The 20,677-nt window shown below is 38.8% G+C and carries 17 protein-coding genes and 3 pseudogenes; 2 read left to right on the top strand and 18 right to left on the bottom strand.

Annotated features, from left to right (window positions below; translation table 11 throughout):
- Positions 1–660: pseudogene (locus MHO82_RS24890) on the bottom strand (IS5 family transposase); the annotation flags it as partial.
- Positions 661–1,061: 401 nt separating this feature from the next.
- Between MHO82_RS24890 and MHO82_RS24885 the strand changes: the two are divergent.
- Positions 1,062–2,222, top strand: a pseudogene (locus MHO82_RS24885) (IS3 family transposase).
- Positions 2,223–2,591: 369 nt separating this feature from the next.
- On the opposite strand, the gene MHO82_RS24880 reads toward MHO82_RS24885, so the two are convergent.
- The 17 genes from MHO82_RS24880 to MHO82_RS24800 all read right to left on the bottom strand — a co-directional run bounded on the left by MHO82_RS24880 (position 2,592) and on the right by MHO82_RS24800 (position 19,386).
- Positions 2,592–3,662 (bottom strand): 3-deoxy-7-phosphoheptulonate synthase, encoded by a 1,071-nt coding sequence (locus MHO82_RS24880; protein ID WP_239189156.1) that lies wholly within the window; start codon positions 3,660–3,662, stop codon positions 2,592–2,594.
- Between the two features lie 125 nt (positions 3,663–3,787).
- The gene (locus tag MHO82_RS24875) at positions 3,788–4,291 is read right to left on the bottom strand and encodes a DUF2165 family protein (RefSeq protein WP_239189154.1); all 504 of its coding nucleotides are present in this window, start codon (positions 4,289–4,291) and stop codon (positions 3,788–3,790) included.
- Positions 4,292–4,339: 48 nt separating this feature from the next.
- Complete coding sequence (locus tag MHO82_RS24870) at positions 4,340–5,365, bottom strand: 3-oxoacyl-[acyl-carrier-protein] synthase III C-terminal domain-containing protein (protein ID WP_239189152.1); 1,026 nt, start codon at positions 5,363–5,365, stop codon at positions 4,340–4,342.
- Between the two features lie 6 nt (positions 5,366–5,371).
- Positions 5,372–5,599, bottom strand: coding sequence for a phosphopantetheine-binding protein (locus MHO82_RS24865; RefSeq protein WP_239189149.1), 228 nt, complete (start codon positions 5,597–5,599; stop codon positions 5,372–5,374).
- On the bottom strand, positions 5,589–7,085 hold the full coding sequence (locus tag MHO82_RS24860; protein ID WP_239189147.1) for an AMP-binding protein: 1,497 nt from the start codon (positions 7,083–7,085) through the stop codon (positions 5,589–5,591). Before MHO82_RS24860 ends, MHO82_RS24865 begins: the two co-directional genes overlap by 11 nt.
- Before the next feature lie 74 nt (positions 7,086–7,159).
- On the bottom strand, positions 7,160–8,320 hold the full coding sequence (locus MHO82_RS24855) for a hypothetical protein (protein ID WP_239189145.1): 1,161 nt from the start codon (positions 8,318–8,320) through the stop codon (positions 7,160–7,162).
- Positions 8,313–9,104, bottom strand: a complete 792-nt coding sequence (locus tag MHO82_RS24850; protein WP_239189143.1) for an SDR family NAD(P)-dependent oxidoreductase — start codon at positions 9,102–9,104, stop codon at positions 8,313–8,315. Before MHO82_RS24850 ends, MHO82_RS24855 begins: the two co-directional genes overlap by 8 nt.
- A gap of 19 nt (positions 9,105–9,123) precedes the next feature.
- A complete protein-coding gene (locus MHO82_RS24845; RefSeq protein ID WP_239189141.1) occupies positions 9,124–10,548 on the bottom strand; it encodes an MFS transporter in 1,425 nt (474 codons plus the stop codon).
- 42 nt (positions 10,549–10,590) lie between these two features.
- Entirely contained in the window at positions 10,591–11,277 is a 687-nt protein-coding gene (locus MHO82_RS24840; RefSeq protein ID WP_239189139.1) for a class I SAM-dependent methyltransferase, read from the bottom strand.
- A gap of 59 nt (positions 11,278–11,336) precedes the next feature.
- Positions 11,337–12,725, bottom strand: coding sequence for an aldehyde dehydrogenase family protein (locus MHO82_RS24835; RefSeq protein WP_239189137.1), 1,389 nt, complete (start codon positions 12,723–12,725; stop codon positions 11,337–11,339).
- Positions 12,725–13,822, bottom strand: coding sequence for a hypothetical protein (locus MHO82_RS24830; RefSeq protein WP_239189135.1), 1,098 nt, complete (start codon positions 13,820–13,822; stop codon positions 12,725–12,727). Before MHO82_RS24830 ends, MHO82_RS24835 begins: the two co-directional genes overlap by 1 nt.
- The gene (locus tag MHO82_RS24825) at positions 13,803–14,432 is read right to left on the bottom strand and encodes a pyridoxal 5'-phosphate synthase (RefSeq protein ID WP_239189133.1); all 630 of its coding nucleotides are present in this window, start codon (positions 14,430–14,432) and stop codon (positions 13,803–13,805) included. Before MHO82_RS24825 ends, MHO82_RS24830 begins: the two co-directional genes overlap by 20 nt.
- Positions 14,433–14,467: 35 nt before the next feature.
- Positions 14,468–15,316 carry a PhzF family phenazine biosynthesis protein gene (locus MHO82_RS24820; protein ID WP_239189131.1) on the bottom strand — a complete coding sequence of 283 codons (849 nt, stop codon included), beginning with the start codon at positions 15,314–15,316 and terminating at the stop codon, positions 14,468–14,470.
- Complete coding sequence (locus MHO82_RS24815) at positions 15,301–17,226, bottom strand: anthranilate synthase family protein (protein WP_239189129.1); 1,926 nt, start codon at positions 17,224–17,226, stop codon at positions 15,301–15,303. Before MHO82_RS24815 ends, MHO82_RS24820 begins: the two co-directional genes overlap by 16 nt.
- Complete coding sequence (locus MHO82_RS24810; protein ID WP_239189127.1) at positions 17,219–17,848, bottom strand: isochorismatase family protein; 630 nt, start codon at positions 17,846–17,848, stop codon at positions 17,219–17,221. The genes MHO82_RS24815 and MHO82_RS24810 overlap by 8 nt, the downstream gene beginning before the upstream one ends.
- Before the next feature lie 75 nt (positions 17,849–17,923).
- Positions 17,924–18,400, bottom strand: coding sequence for a PhzA/PhzB family protein (locus tag MHO82_RS24805; RefSeq protein ID WP_239189125.1), 477 nt, complete (start codon positions 18,398–18,400; stop codon positions 17,924–17,926).
- Between the two features lie 596 nt (positions 18,401–18,996).
- Positions 18,997–19,386 (bottom strand): VOC family protein, encoded by a 390-nt coding sequence (locus MHO82_RS24800; RefSeq protein WP_239189123.1) that lies wholly within the window; start codon positions 19,384–19,386, stop codon positions 18,997–18,999.
- 716 nt (positions 19,387–20,102) lie between these two features.
- Between MHO82_RS24800 and MHO82_RS24795 the strand changes: the two are divergent.
- Positions 20,103–20,267, top strand: a pseudogene (locus MHO82_RS24795) (IS1595 family transposase); the annotation flags it as partial.
- Positions 20,268–20,677 lie beyond the last annotated feature (410 nt).

The following is a 20,677-nucleotide window of genomic DNA, read 5'->3' as shown; positions in this document are numbered from 1 at the left end:
ATGTACCTTCTAACAGTTTCTTAAAGCGATACATCGCTGTTTCTGAGAGTGAGCGTTTATGATAGCCGTATTTACTTTCCCAGTATTTATTTGAACCATAGAGTTGCTGGCAAGCAACGGCTAAGTTACGTGGATGATACTTTTCCCACAAAACCGCATTCATTCTTGGTGGAATAAGAGGAATTGCTCACTTGACCCTAATAGCTTCATAACACTGGGAAGTGTCATAAGCACCATCTGCGGATATCTCGATAATTTTTCTGCGCGTCTGTTTCAACAAATGTGGAAGAACTTCAGCATCAGTGACATTGGATAAACTGAGTTCGGCTGCAACAATATCGTTAGTGTCCGCATCCACGGCTAAGTGAAGCTTTCTCCACATTCTACGCTTCCCATCTGTGCCGTGTGTTTTTACTTTCCATTCTCCCTCACCATAGACTTTAAGGCCTGTAGCATCGATGGCCAAGTGCTTGATGGCTCCTTTTGTTTTAGGTTTAAACGAGACATTAACGGATTTCGCTCGTTTACTGATACAGGAATAATGAGGACAAGATAAGGGAACTTGGGCGAGCCGAAACACAGAATTGATTTCTTCGCCTCACTTCTCCACAGGTCAATCGCTCTTTCATCAATCCAGAATGTCAGTGAACCTCTATTAATAAGTGATTGATTATATTGTTTCCATTTGACTCAAATAATCCGTATACCACCAAAAACTAGCCCTAATAAACCATCTAGACCAGCAAAAGCTAACCAAACTCTATAAAAAGATTTTTTCTCTTTGTCAGTTAATTCTTGATTATCGCCTACTACATCTTGTTTTATGTCAGTCTCGATGTCAGCATTTGGGTATATCGCTGTAGCGATCAGGTTTAGCAGAAGACCTATTACCCCAATAGCAGCAACTCCCCAAAACAAATATGAATATGGTGCATTAATGTTTTTAGCCAGATACACACAAATAAAAGTAAGCAGTGCCCCTTGGATATTGTAGTGGCATAGTTAATTTGGTCACCTAATTAGAGGTGCTAAGATGCACCTCATACACAACAGGTGACACTATGACCAAACGTACAAGAAGAACTTATAGTCCAGAATTTAAACTCGAAGCTGCTCAGTTAGTCACTGAGCAAGGCTACTCTGTGACTGAAACTGCTGCTGCGATGAATATAAGCAAGTCAGCAATGGACAAATGGGTTAGACAGTTAAAGCAAGAGCAGAGAGGTATTACTCCAAAAGCTTCTCCGTTAACACCCGAGCAAATTGAGCTTCGTGAGCTGAGAAAACGTATTGCTGACCTAGAAGAGCATAATGAAATATTAAAAAAGGCTACAGCTCTGTTGATGTCGGACTCACTGAACAGTTCTCGATAATCGAGAAACTGAAACAGAGCTATAGCGTTCAAAGGCTATGTAACGTATTTGGTGTTCATCGCAGTAGCTATCGATATTGGTGCAAAGCACCAGTATCGCCTAAGCCAGATGAGCTGAAGCTAAGGGCACTTATCCGTGAGGCACATACAGCAAGTCATGGTTCAACTGGCGCAAGAACCCTAGCCAGCAGGTATTAACCTTAGTCGCTACAGAGCAACTAAGTTAATGAAACAACTTGGATTAGTCAGTTGTCAGCTTCCGAAGCATCGATATAACCTAAAAAGCCAAGAGCATGTAGAAATTCCCAATCACCTTGATAGGCAGTTCGCAGTAACGACTCCAAATCAGGTGTGGGTTGGTGATGTTACTTACATCTGGGCTGGCAATCGCTGGGCTTATTTAGCTATTGTTATTGATTTATTCGCACGGAAGCCGATTGGTTGGGCGATATCACTATCACCAGATAGTAACTTAACGAGTAAAGCGCTTAAAATTGCTTACGAACATCGTGATAGGCCACGAGGAGTCATGTTCCATAGCGATCAAGGCAGCCACTACACAAGTAGAAAATACCGACAAACATTATGGCGTTATCAAATTAAGCAAAGCTTATCTCGAAGAGGGAATTGTTGGGACAACGCTCCGATGGAGCGCTTCTTCAGAAGCTTAAAGTCCAAATGGGTCCCTGCCTGTGGGTATCAAAGTGTAGCTGATGCTCGGCAGTCTATTACAAACTACATCATTAGGTATTACAGCCAGATAAGGCCCCATCAATACAACGGTGGGTTGACGCCGAATGAGTCGGAAAAGCAGTACTGGGGAAACTTACAAAACTGTGGCCAATTTTAGTTGACCACTACATAGGGATAACTAGTTTTTACTATAAGCTTCGGATCAAAAAACACGATTTCATTAGGTTGTAAGTTTAGTGGACAAAACAATTTAGCCCCTCTACATTTAATCGATGATGAGTCTCTGGGAAATATTGTAAGCCCTTCTTTCTTCCATAAGTAAGAAGGGCAAGTAAGTGTAATGGCTAGCAAACATAATCCCGTATACACGAAACTATTCGCCGAATTGTACCCAAATTAAGTAATCCTATAATCCGAAACATGCCACAATATCGAGAACCGTGCCCATCGAGTTATCTTTGTGCGACTACTATAGCTTAAAATAAATTCATTCGTGATTAATGTGATCAGGAAAGCTTTAATGTAATTAAGACGACGGGATTATGTTACCACTAGAGAGCTCTTGATTTATTGAAAGCAGTAAATTTTTTGTTGTAACCCAATCTATGCATGCATCCGTAATCGAAATACCATAATCCAACTCTTGTAAAGAGCCCTTCAATTTTTGATTTCCGGCATTGATATTACTTTCTAGCATAATACCTTTGATTGAAGTATTTCCTTCTTTAATTTGTTCGACAACAGCCTGGGCTACTATTGGCTGATTACGATAGTCTTTTTGAGAATTTCCATGACTACAATCCACTACAATCGATGGGGACAGCCCTGCAAGCGATAACTCTTGCTCACATTCTTTTATGTCTTCAGGTCCATAGTTAGGTTTACTTCCTCCCCGAAGGATTATGTGTCCATTTGAATTTCCTTGCGAACGTAATAGGCTAATTGAGCCTTGCGCATCTATTCCAACAAAGCTATGTGGTATAGAAGCGGCCTGAATCGCATTAAGTGCCGACGACACGCTACCGTTTGTACTGTTTTTGAAGCCCACTGGCATAGAAAGCCCAGAAGCTATTTCCCTGTGAATTTGAGACTCAGTGGTTCGTGCACCAATTGCAGACCAACTCAAAAGATCTTTTATATAGTGTGATATATTTGGATCAAGTATTTCTGTAGCTAGGGGAACACCAGAACTAGCTAACTTAATGAGAAGCTTTCTAGCAGTTATAAGCCCTTCTTCAATATCACATGCTCCATCCAAACTAGGATCGTTAATAAACCCTTTCCACCCAACCTTAGTTCGAGGCTTTTCAAAATAGGTTCTCATAACCAAAAACATATTGTTTTCTACTTTTTTGGAAAGCTCTTTAAAACGATGGGCATAGTCAATTGCAGCCACAGGATCATGAATAGAACAAGGACCACATATCACCATCAATCTGTTATCTCGTCCAGATACAATGTCTGAAATCGTTTTTCTAAACTTAATAATTTCAAATTGAATTTCTGATGAAATTGGGTGCTCATTCTTGAGGGCTTCTGGTGTAATTAACTTTTCGTAATTAGGTGTAGTGATACTACATAGCTTTGCTGTTTGCATTTTGTAACTCTATCTCACTATTTTACTCTTAAAAAAATTAAGATGAAAACCGTTTAAATTTCTAGCATCACTACATTCATTTTGTGATGCTAATCTAACAAATATTTAACTCGAAACTTTACTTCTTAATATACCGTAGGGAAATTAATAATTATAGAACTGGATATTCCTAGGATAATCAATAAGAAATGTGTAATCATAAGTTCAAAATGCTTAATATAATAAGCAAACCAAACTCCACCAGAACTTAATAAAAACCCCATAGTAATAAACACTGATAGCCCGTAGTTAGCCAATTCGATGAACTCTAGTCTTTTAAGACTAATCGACACATCTCCAAAAACAAAGTTATATAAGGCCAAAAATAAAATCAAAGATGCCGTCGCATTAAAAAATATCAAAGTAACGGTGCTGATATGATGAAGTATTTCATTAGAAACTCTACGGTGTAATAGTTTAGTTGGAACCATCGGTGGTTCCTGGATAAGCTCCATATTCATAACCTTACTGACCAAACGTTTTGCACCTAAATAATCTTTAATAACTCCCCAGGATTCAATAAAACACCAAACTGCTATTCCTGATATAATCGTAACCTTAATAATATCAAGACCAGTTAAATTAAACATAACAATATATACCTTTATGACCATTAATAAAATTCATATTTAAATATATCAACTTTCATCATATTCGAATACTGCTGCTCCCCACTTTAGTCCAGTAGATATAGTACTCATCACAATATCGTCACCAGGTTTAATTTTATCTTCTTCCACAAGAATTTTAAGCGAGATAAGTAAATCAACGCACCCTATATGGCCTAATTTAGGTAGTAAATCTAAATTGCTTCTATCTGTAGGTATACCCAACTCATTACATAGTGATTTAATACTTTGCTTACCTTCAAGGGTCTGTATCAAGAAAGGACGATTTAATTCACGTCCAACTTCAGAAATGACTCTTCTTATAATATCAATATTATTATCTGAGCGTAATTTCAAAAATTCGGTAAGTGCATCTGCATCAAAACGATATATATCCATGATACGTTCTCTTCCTAATTTATCTTTTCTAGGATCTAGTGTTTCAGATACATAGGGTTGTTTTCCGCCACCATGTTCTACGCGCATCATGTCTACATAACGACAATCTGAGATGTCTTCAGCGGCGAGATATCGCAAACTTGGTCCATCTAAACTCCAACTATCTCCAGCGACTACCGCAACCGCTGCCCCATCACTTAAAATAGCATTCATTAGTCCAAATCTATCCTGGTGAGAATCACTAATTCGCTGTGAAAGCACTATGAGTCCAACTTTATTCACTGGCAGCGATTTAGCGAATGATGACGCATGCATCCAGGCACTAATACCACTAGCGCAACCTTCAACAAGGTTCATTGTACGTACACTTTTACAATTTAGCTCAGCGCCAACCTGACAAGCTAAATCAATGCCAATATAATCAGGAACACCTGATTGGCCAGCAATAATAAAATCGATATCCTTAGTGTGGATATTCAATTTTGAAATAGCTTTCTTTGCAGCCGAAGCTGCCATTTCACGGACCCCGTTTGGCTCAATCCAGTATTGATCATACCCAGAACGCTCAAGAGTCTTTATCTGCATTTTATTAGGGTGATCAACATTCTGTAAGCGTTCCGCTTTAGTAAGCTGACAATCTATACTAACTATTTTCATCTATTTTCAACCTGACTTCTTCATGAGCACGACATTGCCTATCTGTTCACCTAACAAATGTTCAAGGTTTACATTAATAAAGTTCCTTTCTTCCAATCGGGCACAAATGTTTATGGCCATAATAGAGTTACCTCCGATTTCTATAAAGTTGTCTTCGGGTCTGACATCCGATTCATTTAATATAACTTTAATTTCATCAATCAGAACATCTAGCATATTTCCTTTATTTTTCATGAAACCTTCTTTTTAGTTCTTCTTTATCTGTCTTTCCACGTATATTCATGGGCCAATCGCTTTGAAGTACGGTTAAATAGCGAGCAGGACGTAACCAAGGAGATAAATGGCTACAATGCTTACGTAATTCTCGCGTTGAAATCTGGTATCCATCCATCACATTAATTGCTGCAATTAGTATAGAACCATTTTCACGGTTCTCTTCTACCCAAGAAGTGGCTTCACCAACACCGGGGATTGACTGTAAAAACTCTTCTATCTCTAGCAAATCAATCCGATAGCCATTAACCTTATGAAACCCTCCTTTTCGCCCAACATAATAATACTCACCATTTTCACCTTTTCGGCAAATATCTCCGGTTAAGTATTCATGAGTAGATAAAGGTTGCCTATCATAGCCATCAAAAACTTGTTTACCAGTTAATATCAGCTCACCATTAATTTCATTTTCCATATTTACTAATGAAAAATCCATATTAGGGAAAGGCTTCCCAATAGGAATGGAGCCGTCATGTATGTCTTTATCTTTCACGACATGAGACGAACAAAATATTGTTGCTTCAGACGGTCCATATGTATTTACTAAATTAACATTATTAGATTTTAATTCTTGGTAAAACTCCCTAATAGTTTCAACAGAAAGCTTTTCTCCACAGAATAGTATTTCCTCAAGGCTTAATTGAGACAAATATGGAACCTTGCTTTCTTTGAATATAAACCTGAATTCGGAAGGCGTCAGAATAATCTGGTTTATTCGATACTGTTCCAGTGTATTCCAAATTCTTTTCGGATCACGTTTTTCTTCTTCTTTCAGAACGACAAGGCACCCACCATAAACTAAACAACCAACTACTTCCCAAATCGAAAGATCAAAAGATAAATCATGTACCCATAACCAACGACGGCCACTAGAAATATCAAATCCACTTAAAACATCTTCAAAAAACCCAGAAATTTGGCTCATATGTATCGGCACTACTTTTGGGTTCCCCGTTGTTCCTGATGTACGGACACAATATACTTCTCTACCAGACATTTGATTATGAATACGTCGCTTAGATGCACTCTCCAGTAAACTTAAATTTCCTAAGTCTTTTATTTTAATGTCTGCATCAGAAAAAATTTCAGACAAAGAATAAATCGCTGCACAGTAAGTATCTTCAGCAAATTGCTTTTTTTGTTCAGTTCCATATGTCCGCGGGACTGAAATAAATGAGATTCCTGATATCAAACATGAAACAATAATAATAAATAACTCACGCGATCTGGGGGCATCCAACGCGATTCTATCCCCTTCTGTCAAACCAGCAGCTCTCAAATTAACCGCACAACCCCCAGCTATCGATACTAACTGTGCGTAACTGAGTCTATAATCTTCCTCTGCATAAGCCTGCGCACTCGGGTTATTTTCCAAGATATGAGTAAGTGAGCTATTTAAGGGAGCTAGTCCAGTATCTGTCAGCCAAGTATTTATATGGCAATTCATCCATTTTTCCTTTTCAACATGCCTCTCTTACACATCACGTTGGCTCAGCACCATCATATGCAAGAGAGGAACAATTAAAACATCCGTGAAATACTAGTAGGATCACCACCTAGCAATGTGACTCCAGCAAGTTCTTCTGGAACAAGCTTGGCAAACCCCCCATGTCGTGCGCCAACATTTACGTCCCGCCAAATTTTTTCAAGTGGGCAGCTTTTGTCTATACCGGATGAACCATATAGCCAGAGCAAGGAATGAACGATATCTGTACACCCCCTCATGATTTGTGTAGCCCTAGATCGAATATCTACCCTTTGCGCATCAGTGAGTGATTGCATTCCGTTATGCACCGCATTATCTACAACGCAAGCGTTGTATTCAGCAAGACATACAAGAGAATCTAAACTACTACTCAGCCTTCCGAGTTCATAACGAACTGGACCAGAGCAACTCATTGATGTATACGTACTGCCTGCAATGGGCCGTTCAGCGTTTTCTGTAACAAATGACAAGGCAGACTCAGTTGCACCTAATATTGTTCCCACTAAACAATTCATTAGTACACCGGTAAAATATCGAGAATAAGATGGTTCGACTGAGCCTTTTTTGAACTCTCCCGATATTATTGGCTGATAATCGATAGCAAACTGTTCAGGTATATAAATATCGGATGCACTGACCATCACACTTTGAGTTCCAACCAAGCCAGAAGAATTCCACTCAGCTACGACCTCTAGCTTATCTGACGGTACAACAACAACGCGTACTTGATTATCTTCTGCCATCGCCAACCCAAAGAAGTATGATGACCAAGGAAAACCTGAAGAATATTTCCACTGACCACTTAGCAGCCACCCCTTGCCATCAGGTGCGAGTTTCAAGTCCCCAGGCCTGCCTAAGACCATTGACATAAGAGCGTTTTCTTCCATGCTAGCGCTTGTGATATCACAGAGTTCAAAATTTCCTCGCATCGACCACGCGGAGTTGGAAACGCCTACCAGCCAACCTAAAGATGCGTCTACTTTTCCGAGCTCCCGGCAGACAAACATAACTTCCGATAAGGTTCCAACTCCATCACTTCTATTTTCTTGCAGAATTTTGAGTAAAGGGCTTTTTTTCAGCTGAGACATGGTGTCCTCAGCTGGTATCTCTGTTTTTTTATCGAAAGCGTATGAAGCTACAATGGCTTCAATGTTTTCTTTTAAAAAAGCCGGATAACGTAAATATTGATTATTCAAAAGGTGCCCTCCACGCCCGCATATTTTCTTCCGCTTGTACACAAGCACGCTTTACAAAAGATTCAGATGTAGCAATACGCAGTGGCATTTCAGCAGAATCAAACATCTTCCAGAAAAATGGTAGGCTCTCAGAAGGCTCTTCAACAGTAAAGCCACATGTCGCTTGCTGTTTTAGTGCTTCTTCATCGTAGGCTTCACCAATTTTTTCTCTGCGTGCTGAGAGCGTCGCCCAACCTGTTTTATAAGGGCCTGGCTGAATAATCCCAACTTGGATATTTGTGTTTCCAAGCTCAAGACGTAATGTCTCTCCGATTGCTTCAATTGCATGTTTACTCATTTGGTAAGCACCAAGTAAAGGCCAACACGACACACCGCTCATACTAGAAACCAGCAATATTCTCGCCTCTTCTAATTGCCGCATCGCAGGTAAGAGCGGCTTAATTACATTTAGCGTACCCTCTACATTCGTTTTAAATTGATCACGTAGCTGCTCATTAGATAAATCTTCTAGCGTACCGAATTGGGCATATCCTGCACTGGTTACAATTCGACTAGGTGTGCCAACTTCTTTAACCAGAGCCGTTAATTTTTCTGCTAATTGTTTTTCATCGCCTACATCAGAGATACAGGGAATAAATTTATCCTGATATATTTCTGACATTTCTCTAGCAGCTTCTTCTGACCGAGTAATACCAATAACTTTACCTTTCCGTTCTCTAATAATGGAGTCAGTCCAACAGTAGCCTAAGCCACTTGAGCAACCACTCACTACCCAAATATTCATCATTTATTCCTTTTCTTAATTAATTTTGATTGACCTGCTGGCCCTGAACTGAGTAACTACGAGACAGCCATGCACCAACAGCTAAACACAAAGCAATGAAGCAAAAACTAACTAAAGCTGCTGATGCAACACTCGGTGAATATGGTTCTAAGTTATTAGGCGAAATATTTTCGTTAGAACTCCGGATCACATAATCGAACATCAACGCTATAACAACACTCCCCATAGCACTCATTAATTGCCGTGAAGCGTTAAAAAATGCAGCTGCACGTCCGATAGATTCCGATGTTGCCTGTCTTAATGCCAAATTAGCTAAAGGTGCAAATGCCAATCCAGTTCCCGCCCCAGCGAATACCATAGCAACGAGTATTGTAATAAAGGCAAATGTTCCACCATTAAAGAAAATACCGACCACGCCTAACATCAAAGCAGCTATAGAGAATGAAAGAAGACCATAACGGACGATCCCTTCAGGAGCTATCTTATCTGACAAATTGCCAGCCATAGGCCCTATCAATGCATTTGCAATCGCAATAGATATCATGATGACACTAATAGCCATTGGTCCAAAATTCATCTTTATTTCAATTAAGTAAGCAAGAGGCAAATAAAATGCAGTCAAGCTTAGTCCAAGTACACCTGAAATAAGACATGTTCTTAAATACGATTTATTCTTCCAGATCTCAAACGGTAGAATACAAGCTGTACGAGAGTGCAACTCATACCATAGTAGCCAAATAGCTGCACTCCCACCCAAAAACAAAAGAAGAGATACAACAACGGAATAATCATCCCAACTATGTATTAGCTGAAGGCCCAGAATCACGGCTGAAATTGAAAGTCCAAATGCACCCGTGAAAAATAGCTCCTTAACTTTCAGGCCTAAACCTTTTGTGTTGGGAAGCAGCATATATGTTGTGACTAATGCAAACGCAGCTAGAGGAATGTTAATCCACATAACCCAACGCCAATCTGCCAAGTGAAGACACATCTGCGTTACCACTGGACCAGTTGCCGTTGCAATGCCTGCAACAGCGCCCCATATACCAAATGCTTTTCCGCGTCCTTCTTGAGCAAATAATATGGATATATATGCCATACTTTGCGGTGTAAGTAAGCCAGCACCAATCCCCATTATTGCTCGCCCTGCTATTATTTCAGATAAATTATTACCGAACCCGCTAATTAACGCTCCCATTGATATTAAAACTAATGCCGAAGAAATAATTAACCTTCTATTATATGTGTCACCTAAACGACCACCCAATAATAAGAATGCTGCGTATGTTATTAGATATCCATTATTAACCCAAGCAGCAGTCGCAGGACTAATATTAAATTCGGTAATCAACGATGTATAAATAAGAGGTACAGTGGTCGTATCCATCATTACAATGAAAAAACCAAGGCATAGCCCCATAAAAGCCATTGTTCTCTGGCTCATATTTAAATCCTATAATATTAACTTTTAATTATGAAAGAGTATTTACAAACTGGATTTCAAAATAACATGCCAACTTGGAAGACGTGTAAACCCTTCCTCATCTAATAGTATGTTAAGGTTTTTCTTTTCACAAAAATCGGCAATCGAATCGTAATTTCCTTTATAGTTCACACGAGATACGGATTCAATTTTCCAATCACTTTTTTCTGCTAAGTCTATAATTTCTGAGAGTTCAATAGCCAAAGGTTTAGGCATACCATTCTTTGAAGTTGCAAACGTAATAAGATGATACTCGGTATTTTCACCTGCTAATCTACGCATCTCTCTCATATAGCTCAATCTATTTATAGAAGGAATAGAATGATAAGTGGCTGAGTCTAAGATGATGTCATACTTTTCGAGTAACATAGTGTCGCAAGCATTAGCTACTTTAAAGTCAATACGCTGATCATTAGCACGCTTACAGTTTTCAATCGCTTTGGAAGCGCTATCAATCGCCGTCACTTCATATCCAATGTCAGCTGCAGCTTTAGCGTTAAGTCCTAGGCCACAGCCTACATCTAATAGTTTATTTGGCTCTCTGCTTTTTAGAATATCTAATACTACTGGCTGAGCCTCCCCAATATCCCATGGAACCGAAGTGATTTTTACGCTAGATAATAACGTTTTCCCTTGATAAACACCTTGAAAGTCGGCGTTATCGTATTCTTTGTTTTTAATATTTTCCATTTTCATACCTTAATATATTTTTACTTTGTTATTTGAATAATCGTTCACCAGATATAAACTTAGTTAATATAATTCGCACAATATCCTCTGGTAGACATAAGAAATTCAGAAATATAAGCATCGTGAGGAACATGCGGCTGCATCCAATTTGTAGGAACCTGACCTAAATACAAATTTCGAATACTTTGAATCGCTTCTATTTTCGAAATGAGGGACGACTTATCCGAAGCAACAGTTACTACCAAAGAATTAGCAAGTGATGTAAATCCATCTTCATTCTCTATGGGTGCAAAGGTAACCGCCGCGATCGGAAGCTCAAGTTGCACCAAGGGGCTTAAAGCCGAGTTTGCTAACATAATTATCGGCATTACACGCTTTTCCCCCGATGAATCAGTAAATACTTCAGGCTGATTTACCAAGACATCTTTACGGTCTCGGACCTGCTCTAGCCACCACATATAGCGATCTTCTGTTAGTTGTGGTAGGTAACTTTCTCGCAGATTTTTATCCTGTAGCCTTTCCTTGGCATACGTATAAAACTCATCTGCAAAAGTTGGTGCATCTTTTTCGACAAGTACGCTACTGGCGCATACACACGCTGCACCACCCAAGCCAACGACAGATTCAAAAACCAATTCCAATGCCAACTCTTTCGGGTAGTCCGCCCCAATTACCAATTTAGAACGCCCCGGGCCCTGTACCAGCACATCACTGCGGCCTTCATAACGTTCAACCAATGCATCTCCGCCGTATATAATGGATAGATCCGCCGATTGAACCAACTCATCAACACCAAGATGATCCGTTGGCAGCATTGCTACATATTCATCAAGCCCAGCTTCGGACATTGCATTAATGAGGCGCTGTGCCGTATAAGGTTCTCTGTCTGAGGGCCTTAATACAACACGGTACCCGAGCGCTATTGCCTGTGGCCAAATCGAGTGTACACCTGGACCATTACCAGGTGCGATAACGCTCAGTACATCGCCTTTGCGGATCTGCTTTGCGCAACCTTTAATTTGAAGTTCAGGCACGCATAAATCCGGCACACCTTTTGGTATACCCAGCTTGGCATATTTTGGTGCTCTTGCTGTCGCTTCAGCAATTTTCTCCAATGCATTGCTTATAACCTTTTCAGGTAAACCAGTTACTGATGATACCGCTGCAACGTAGTCAGAAGGCGACAAGCCGCATATTTCCGCTTCTAGGAATAATTTACTCGCGCGCTCTAGTGCAGCCGATAGGTCAGCTGCTGAAAGGTTAACCCCAGTTCTAAGCCTCTGAATTACCTGATTTGTATATACTGACGGCATTTGTGCCAGTTTCGATACAGGATTTCCTGAGATATCACATATAGCTTTCCAACGAGTAAAACTTTTTTTCCTCATAGGGGATACAGCCTCAATGAGTGGTAATAGCTCTACCATAGCTTTTTGTGGACCGTCCATTAATAGACACCCTCAATGACTTTACGTCCGCTAAATATCTGCTCCGCCGCAATGTTTGCTAAGCGATCCCCCATCATCCCGCTACCACGCAATCGTATTGCTGTATCTCTCTCGAGGATTCGAGGATAAAATGCATAACGGCTTAAATGAGAGACAACGACTAGACCTCTTTGTCCATACTCAACCGTTTCTAATGTATTTTTTTTAACTACATCATAAGTAATGAATGGGCTAAAGCTGTCATACTCTATCTGCGTACTTTCTTCATCAATCAACTTTGAGCGAGATAGCCCTAATGCAGAAGTACTGCCGTAACTGGCGCTAAACTCTATGTTCGGTAAAATTTCACCTGAAATAAACTTTACCTCATCTAAATCTATCTCCGTTCCTCCAAGAGTAATTTGAGTTAACGTATTCCTCATGTGAGAAACAAGTTCCGGGCATTTCACGAGTTCGCGTAGCACCGGAGGTGTGGTGACCAAAAAACGAATATTTTGATTCAACAAAGTGTGTTTTATCTGGCTTACCAAGTGCGCACTATAATCACGGACAGAAGACATATCTCCTTTGCTGATCAACCGCTTTACCCATCTAGGATCGATGTCAATGGTAAAGCATAATCCACCTAATTTTTGAGCTCGAAGTCTGTTAATTTCACCGACAATATGTGGTCCTGTCGGCACTGCTGCCAACGTATTACCTGTTGGTCGGCCTGGTTTGTTCAAATAACCCGACATTCTCCAATCTACAAGCTTTTCTATCCACTCATCATAGCCCACGACATATTTAGGTTCGCCGGTCGTCCCCCCACTTTCGTAAACTGATATGTTACTGTTACCTTTCAGTCCGCGAGGCAAAAGGTGATGAATGGGGACTGTACGCAGGCGATCCGAAACATCAGGAAACTTTTTTAAGTCTTCGATAGTCTTAACATCGCGAATTGGGTCAAAACCAAGTTCTTTTTCTATTGACAACCAAAAATCTGTTCCAGTCTCTTCCGAAAAATGCCACTTTATAATGGCTTGGACAAATTCATCAGAATTCTCTCCAAACTCCGTCTTTTCAAGCATTTCGATATTACGGTTGTAATCGTTCATAGTTCCATCCAGAGTCTGTGGCTTTATATACTAGTCTTTGGTGTATGCGGTCTTTTGTAGCGGACCAAAATTCACACCGCTCAATATTTAATTGGTAAACAACAAAGCGATCAGGCCGTGGAAGTTTATTTTTTCCATCATATTTGGATACCTCTTTAACCAAGACGGATAAGTCGGATAAAACTTCACTTTGATTTGAAGCCATTGAAACAGGATCATATGCGGCACTTCTTGTATCCCAAGTCGACTGAGACACCTGATCGGAAGCTAATACAACAGAACCTGTTACACTTAATTGGCGGCCAATCTCTCGCCAATAAATATGTGCACTGGCTATACCTGTATCTCGAATATCATGCCCTTTTTGACTACAGCTATGTGTCGCAAATAACATAACCTCCCCATCAAAATGGACAGGAAACATAGTTCGCATTGTGATTTCACCATTTTTGTTGCATGTAGCTAAAGTATAAGCATCTGGCTCTCTTACATTCTCTTCTCTCGCACTCCTAACCCACTCATTTATTATTTCTTTCGGAGACGAAGGTGGGTTTTCATAATGTGGAAATGGAATGTTTAATTTACCACTAAGTGACTCTAGTCTTTCCATTATTATTTTAACCTCTATATTGAACTAACTGTTAACTATAAACTGGCATGACAATCTGAAAAGTGGCAAACTTTTCCTGATAGTTCTGCGTAGTTATTAATACCATCATTTTTTATTTCACCAAACATTTCACAACGACGCCCTAGAAGAACACCTTGTTCAATTTTAATTTTTTTATTTATCTCAAACTGATCATATTTAATAAGATGTTGTAAAATAGGCCAAACAACAGATCCTGTTCCTGCATCTTCTTTTACACCATATGCGGGTGAGAACATTCTATTTTCTATTTTGTCACCATTCCAACAGAAGCAATTAATTGCCATATTCTCGAATTCTTCTAATATGTTATGATCTGGCTTAAGGCTATGTAAATCGGTAATGTTGTCTACTGCAACTAATACATGCCTAGCACCTGCATCATAAATTTCAATTGGAAGAAATGTCTTATTCAGACCCAACGATTTCAGTAGTTTTTCTTTTTCGGGAAAATATTCAGAGCATGCAAGTGGGACTTTTATTGTTACCTCGCAAACAGTATCACTAAGATTTATTACTGATATAGGAACTTCACCTTTCTGGGTGTGGAATACAAACTCTTTTAAGCCATGTCGACGTGCATATGCGCCTGCTGTTCCCATTAAAGGATGCCCTGCAAAAGGAAGTTCATTTACTGGCGTAAATATTTTTACTTTTGCACTTCCGTCATTTTTTCTTTCACTAATAAACGTTGTTTCAGATAGCTGTAATTGACTAGCAATTGATTGCATTTCAAGTCTAGATAATTCTTCTGTATCATGAAATATTGCGACTGGATTGCCTTGTAATGGAGTATGAGTAAAAGCGTTTGTAACGCTATAATCAAGATCTAATCTTGTATGCATTGTTCATTCATTCCTGAATATTTATTTGTCAAAAGAGGTAAAATAAAACGAGCCAGAATTTGAGGACCATCAATAGTTAAGAATGACTCCAAATGAAATTGAACTGATGAGAAAGTCTCTCCTTGAATCGCATGTACTTGTTGATTACGCTCATCTGTAAATAATGTGATACCTTCCGTTTGTTTCGCTAATACCGTTTCCTTATTAGCAACGGCGCAAAAAGTATTATAAAAGCCAACTTTTTCTTTTCGCTCTCCGAGACAAATGGTTTTTTGTACACCTTGATTGGTTGGTGACAATCGAGATATTGACAAACCTAGTTGAGTTGCAAGGATCTGATGGCTAAAGCATACCGCGAAAAATGGTTTTTTTTCACGCATCATACGTTTGATAATCTTCTTCATTGCAATAACTCTAGAGTCGTTATCATCCAATGGGTTACCCGGCCCTGGGCCTGCTAAAACTATGTCATATTGATGAATATTAATTTTACTACTTACCTTCTCAATACGAACAATTGTTCCTAGGGAAATAAGAAGGGTTTTTAGCATTGAAGTAAAGGTATCATCGCAATCGAGAATTAATATTTTTTTACCTACAAATTCTTCTAATTTACAACTGCGAATATTTGGATTAGTTCGCCAAAATACCGAGTTTTCATGGCTTCTTTTCTTTAACAAAGCTTGTACGGATGGAATTTCGTTCAATTTTTCCTTATGTTTATTTTTATCACCCACAGTATAGGCTGAGATATCATTTCGTTTCTCTTTTAACATAGCACTGTATAAAGAGCTTGCTTTACTACGGGTTTCATTCGCTTCACGCTCAGGGTTAGAGTCTTTAACGATTGTCGCACCAACCCCTATTTCGACCTGACCTGCTTCTGTTATTTCAGCCGTACGAATCGTGATTGCAGAATCTAGCGTAGGAGAACCAGTTCTAGAGTCGACAAGGGCAACAACGCCACTATAATAACGCCGACCTTCGGGTTCATAACGGGTAACCACTCTACAAGCACTTTCAACAGGGCTACCTATTATGGTAGGCGTAGGCAAAGTCTCTTTTAATACCGAGCTAATACTGGCATCTGTAATCCCGCGTAATATATATTCCGTATGGGCTACATGGCTTAATTGTTTTATTCTTAAATCGCTAACTTCTCCTCCTTTTTCGCATAAACGAGACATCATCTTTAATTCTTCATCAACGACCATTGAAAGTTCATTGGTCTCTTTTGGACAAGAGAGAAAATTTAAGAATGAGACTTCATCTGGGCCTTCATCCGGGTATGAATACGTGCCACTGATCGGGTTCATTTTTACTTCGCCATTATCCAAAGAAGCGTGAAGCTCTGGTGAGGCCCCAATAAATGCCTGCTTCCCTGTATTAATTAGAAATACCCAATAGGCTTTTTTCTCACTCTCTACCAAACTACGATAGAGACTTAGTAGCTTGCCTGGTTCATGAGCATCAATATTTGTTCGAAACTTACGATGCAAAACAAAATTTGAGCCAGCCCCTTGACCTATTTCATTTTCAATCAAATGAGACACCCTACAACCAAATTGCTCATCATCAAGATTGAAGTGGGCGTTACTGATTGATATTGGAGAATCTGGCAATGTTGCAATCAATGAATCTAATGGTATTTGTTCCGATTCTGTGACAGACATACTTAAAATCGGCACATGATCATCAACTGCACAATAGCCCTGCTCTATTACCTGCTTAAATGGAAGTAAGAGTAGTTTCTGTCGCTTTTCAATACCCTCTAATGCCATTTCTATTGATTCTGACTGGTCAATATCTAATTGAAATATGTCAGCAATGCCCGGATTTATAGAAGGCCGATATAACAATGCAAAAGGCTGATCCGGAGCGGCAATAATGGACGAAAGTAACTTACTCATTGCTTAGTATTTCCGATGTTGTGATTACCCGAGCGCAGTTATCTGATAAATAATTCACTGCTTTCTGGTGCCCTTCTAACGTAAAATCAGCTATGGCATCGGCCACAACAAATGGCCGAATGTCGTTACTGAACGCATCAATCGCCGTTGCCACAAGACCCACAGAGGCGTAAATACCTGTGATCAGGAGTGAATTACGGCCATAAGAGCGTAAAAGAGGAAGTAGATCGGAGTGATGAAATGCACTGTAACGCCACTTCGTCAGGGTCACATCGCCCTGTCGTGGAGACAATTCTTCAATTATTTTTCTATCTTCTTCGGTGGTTCTCATCCCTGGCCCCCATAGATCTGAAAGCAATCCACGTTGCTCTACAGACATTCTTCCCGGCTGTGCGCTATAGAAAACAGGTACGTCATTTTTCCTCGCCCACTGCAAAATATTTGAAATTGAGGAAGTCATCTCTTTAGAAGGCTCATCCGACAAAGCGTTAACAAAATAACGCTGCATATCATGGATAAGTAATGCACAGTTTTCGTTATTTACATCCCAATTTAAAGGTTGTTTTAACGGGATATTAATACTTCCCAAACAGTAAGGTTCGGAAATTAGTGTTCTACTCATTATTTTCCTTTATTATAAATATTTCTTAGATGGTGAGGATTATATATAGTGTTTTTCACCTCACCATAATTTATACTAAGCTGGAATGCCTTCGCGTTTAATCTTAGGTACTTTTATATCCAGCGCCTTCAATTGCATAATAGGGTTCATAAATTCCCGATTGCGAACAATAAGGCCATCTTCCAATTCAAATGAGTGAATAAAATGATTTTCATAATATCTTTCAGGATAACTAGGGAATCGAATAAGACCGCGACCATCACATTCAACCCAAATATGGTTTGGGTTATCTGTTATAAAAACTTGAATATTATACCACTCCCAATCTGGGAAACACTGTAAAGACCAGTGTGCGTGACGCTCTAGGTTTTCAATTCCTTTTATTACAATTGGCTCACCTGTTTCAGTGGTCCATAACCCACCTTCAGCTTCTTCAGAGTATAATTTGTGTCTTTCTAATCGTAAATTACCTTTAGTATATTTTAGGTACTTCTCTACTACTTTACGATTTATTTCTCTAACTTTGTCTAAATCTATTTCATTGGAATTCATATGTTAATCCATTATTAAAATAAAACAGGAAACGATAAATAATACATTTTCACTTAATTTAATTTCAATTTTTTGATGACATTAACTAATACTAATACTAATACTAATGCTAATAATTATCATCTTAGAGCAAAGTTTATTATATATAAACTTATTTCCTATATAATAATCAAAGTTTTCTCCGCATCTATATAATTTATAAAAGGAGTAGTGAAAAGTTAATATTCTCGTCGGACCTTAAATTTTTTTATCCAGTAATAATATTTACGTTCAATAAAAAACCAACTCTCCCTAGATTACCTTATCGTGTATCTCTTATAACATGGAAAAATAATTATTCTCAAAAGATCATTTTAAACGAGTTAGTAAATAAATTTTGGTACATTAAATTATTTATGTTTAAAGTTTTCTAATATATACCTTTCCGAAAGGCTAGCGGAAAAGATATTAAAGTAATCGATAAAGAAAGTTAATGGATAAGGGAGCCAGTTAACTCTATTGGTGCTTGAAAGCTTGCTTGTTTCACTTTCACGACAATACGTTCAAACTTTGACTCCCATGCGCACCACAACCACTGTTGATTCTTTTATTTAATATTAATCTAACGGACTGACTCGTATGATATTTCCATCCGGATCTTTTACTAAAAATGTAAGGCCAAATACTTCTTTATAAGGTTCTTTTACGATCGAAATATCTGGATTGTCTTTCCAAATATTAAACATATTATCCACGTCATCATTGGTTGGAAGCATGATTCCAATCTCACTAAAACGTTGAGCTTTTGGATCCGGTGTTTCCCCCCCCGACCAGATAGCAAAAAGTGCCTCTCCTGAAGCAGAAGCCGGAAAAGCAACATAACGAGGACTAGTAAAAATGGGCTCCATACAGAACAGAGATCTATAAAAATCAGTTGAGCGTTCAATATCTGACACATACACAAGTTGCAAATTCGCTAAAACAGAAGACATTGGTTTAATATTCATGTTGCATACACTCCTAGTTTTTCATCAACGAGGCACATAATAATTAAAGATTTAATAAATACAACACGTTGCATTAATGAAATTATAATTAAACTGATGAATAAAAAGACAAAAATTCAGTAAATCACTGAATTATATACATTATCAACCTTTATAAATATATTTAACACCGTGACAGAGGTCACAACAAAATGTCTTATTGTGTAATTACACTATAACATCAAAGTGCCTGTGATGGCTGTTTATTAAACAAGACTGTGAATTTCAGGAATACCAAATCCAGTAAACTTTTCAAGCGCTTTGAGCATGCCGTAAATTTCTACAACCTAAGCATTGTTGTCCCTCAAGCTTAACCTCCCCTTCGTCATTGTTTCACTCGATACACTGTAGTCTCCGAGAACGAACGTTTATGATAACCACACAGTTATACTTCTTATTGGAACTATATGGCTTTTGACAACCTATAGCTAAATTGTTAGAAGCCCTTTTTTGATAAGGTTACGCCTTCCTTGTAGGGAATGAGCTAAGCAGCCCGCTTGATACGTATAGCTTTACCTCAGCTCCCATAGGCTAAAATTAATAGACAATGTGCTAGATATAATCGTTATGGTAAAGAATAAGGTGAGATTTAAAAGATCCTTTTAATTCATAAACTTACATGTATGCGTGATTTGATTAACAATGCCAACAACGATTATTTTCAGTGCAATAGCCAGAGGGGGTATCAATGTAATCGCTGTCATCACCAAGCATCCTTAACTTCTGGTATCTTGATTTCAGCATCCAAATTACCGATAAAAATATGTTTTTTAGCTATTTACTTTTTAACAAAGGAAAAGAACGGTATTTCTACATTGGAGTTATCACGCCAACTTGGTGTTTCCAACATTAATTTTGGTCAAAAAAGTAGCTTCAATGCCGCTTTTAATACAAGCACAGCGGTAATCATTTACATGACCAAATTCTTTAGGAAGCAACATAAAATGAGTGACGTATTTACCGCCCCAATCACTAGAGATTGGTGAAGTTACTTAACCTGAACTCGGGATAAAAACTGAATGGAACTAAAAGCTGGTTCTGCGATCAGGTCTTTCGACCAAGAAGGACTCATCATAAAGGAACAAGCTATGTGTAAGTTAGTAGACTTATTTTGTCATGTCGATGATTTTTGTCAGGCTTTTCTACCTCAGTGGGGCTTTGTTTCCTAAATCAAATTGGGCTTAAAATGCTACCGTTTGCGGGAAATTTAAGCAACTCGCATGGTTTTAGGCATACCTAGTCCTGTGATCTT

The organism is Vibrio sp. Of7-15, from assembly GCF_022347565.1.
Taxonomy (GTDB): domain Bacteria; phylum Pseudomonadota; class Gammaproteobacteria; order Enterobacterales; family Vibrionaceae; genus NORP241.
Note: the sequence above shows the minus strand (reverse complement) of the source record. Positions and strands in the feature narration are given on the sequence as shown.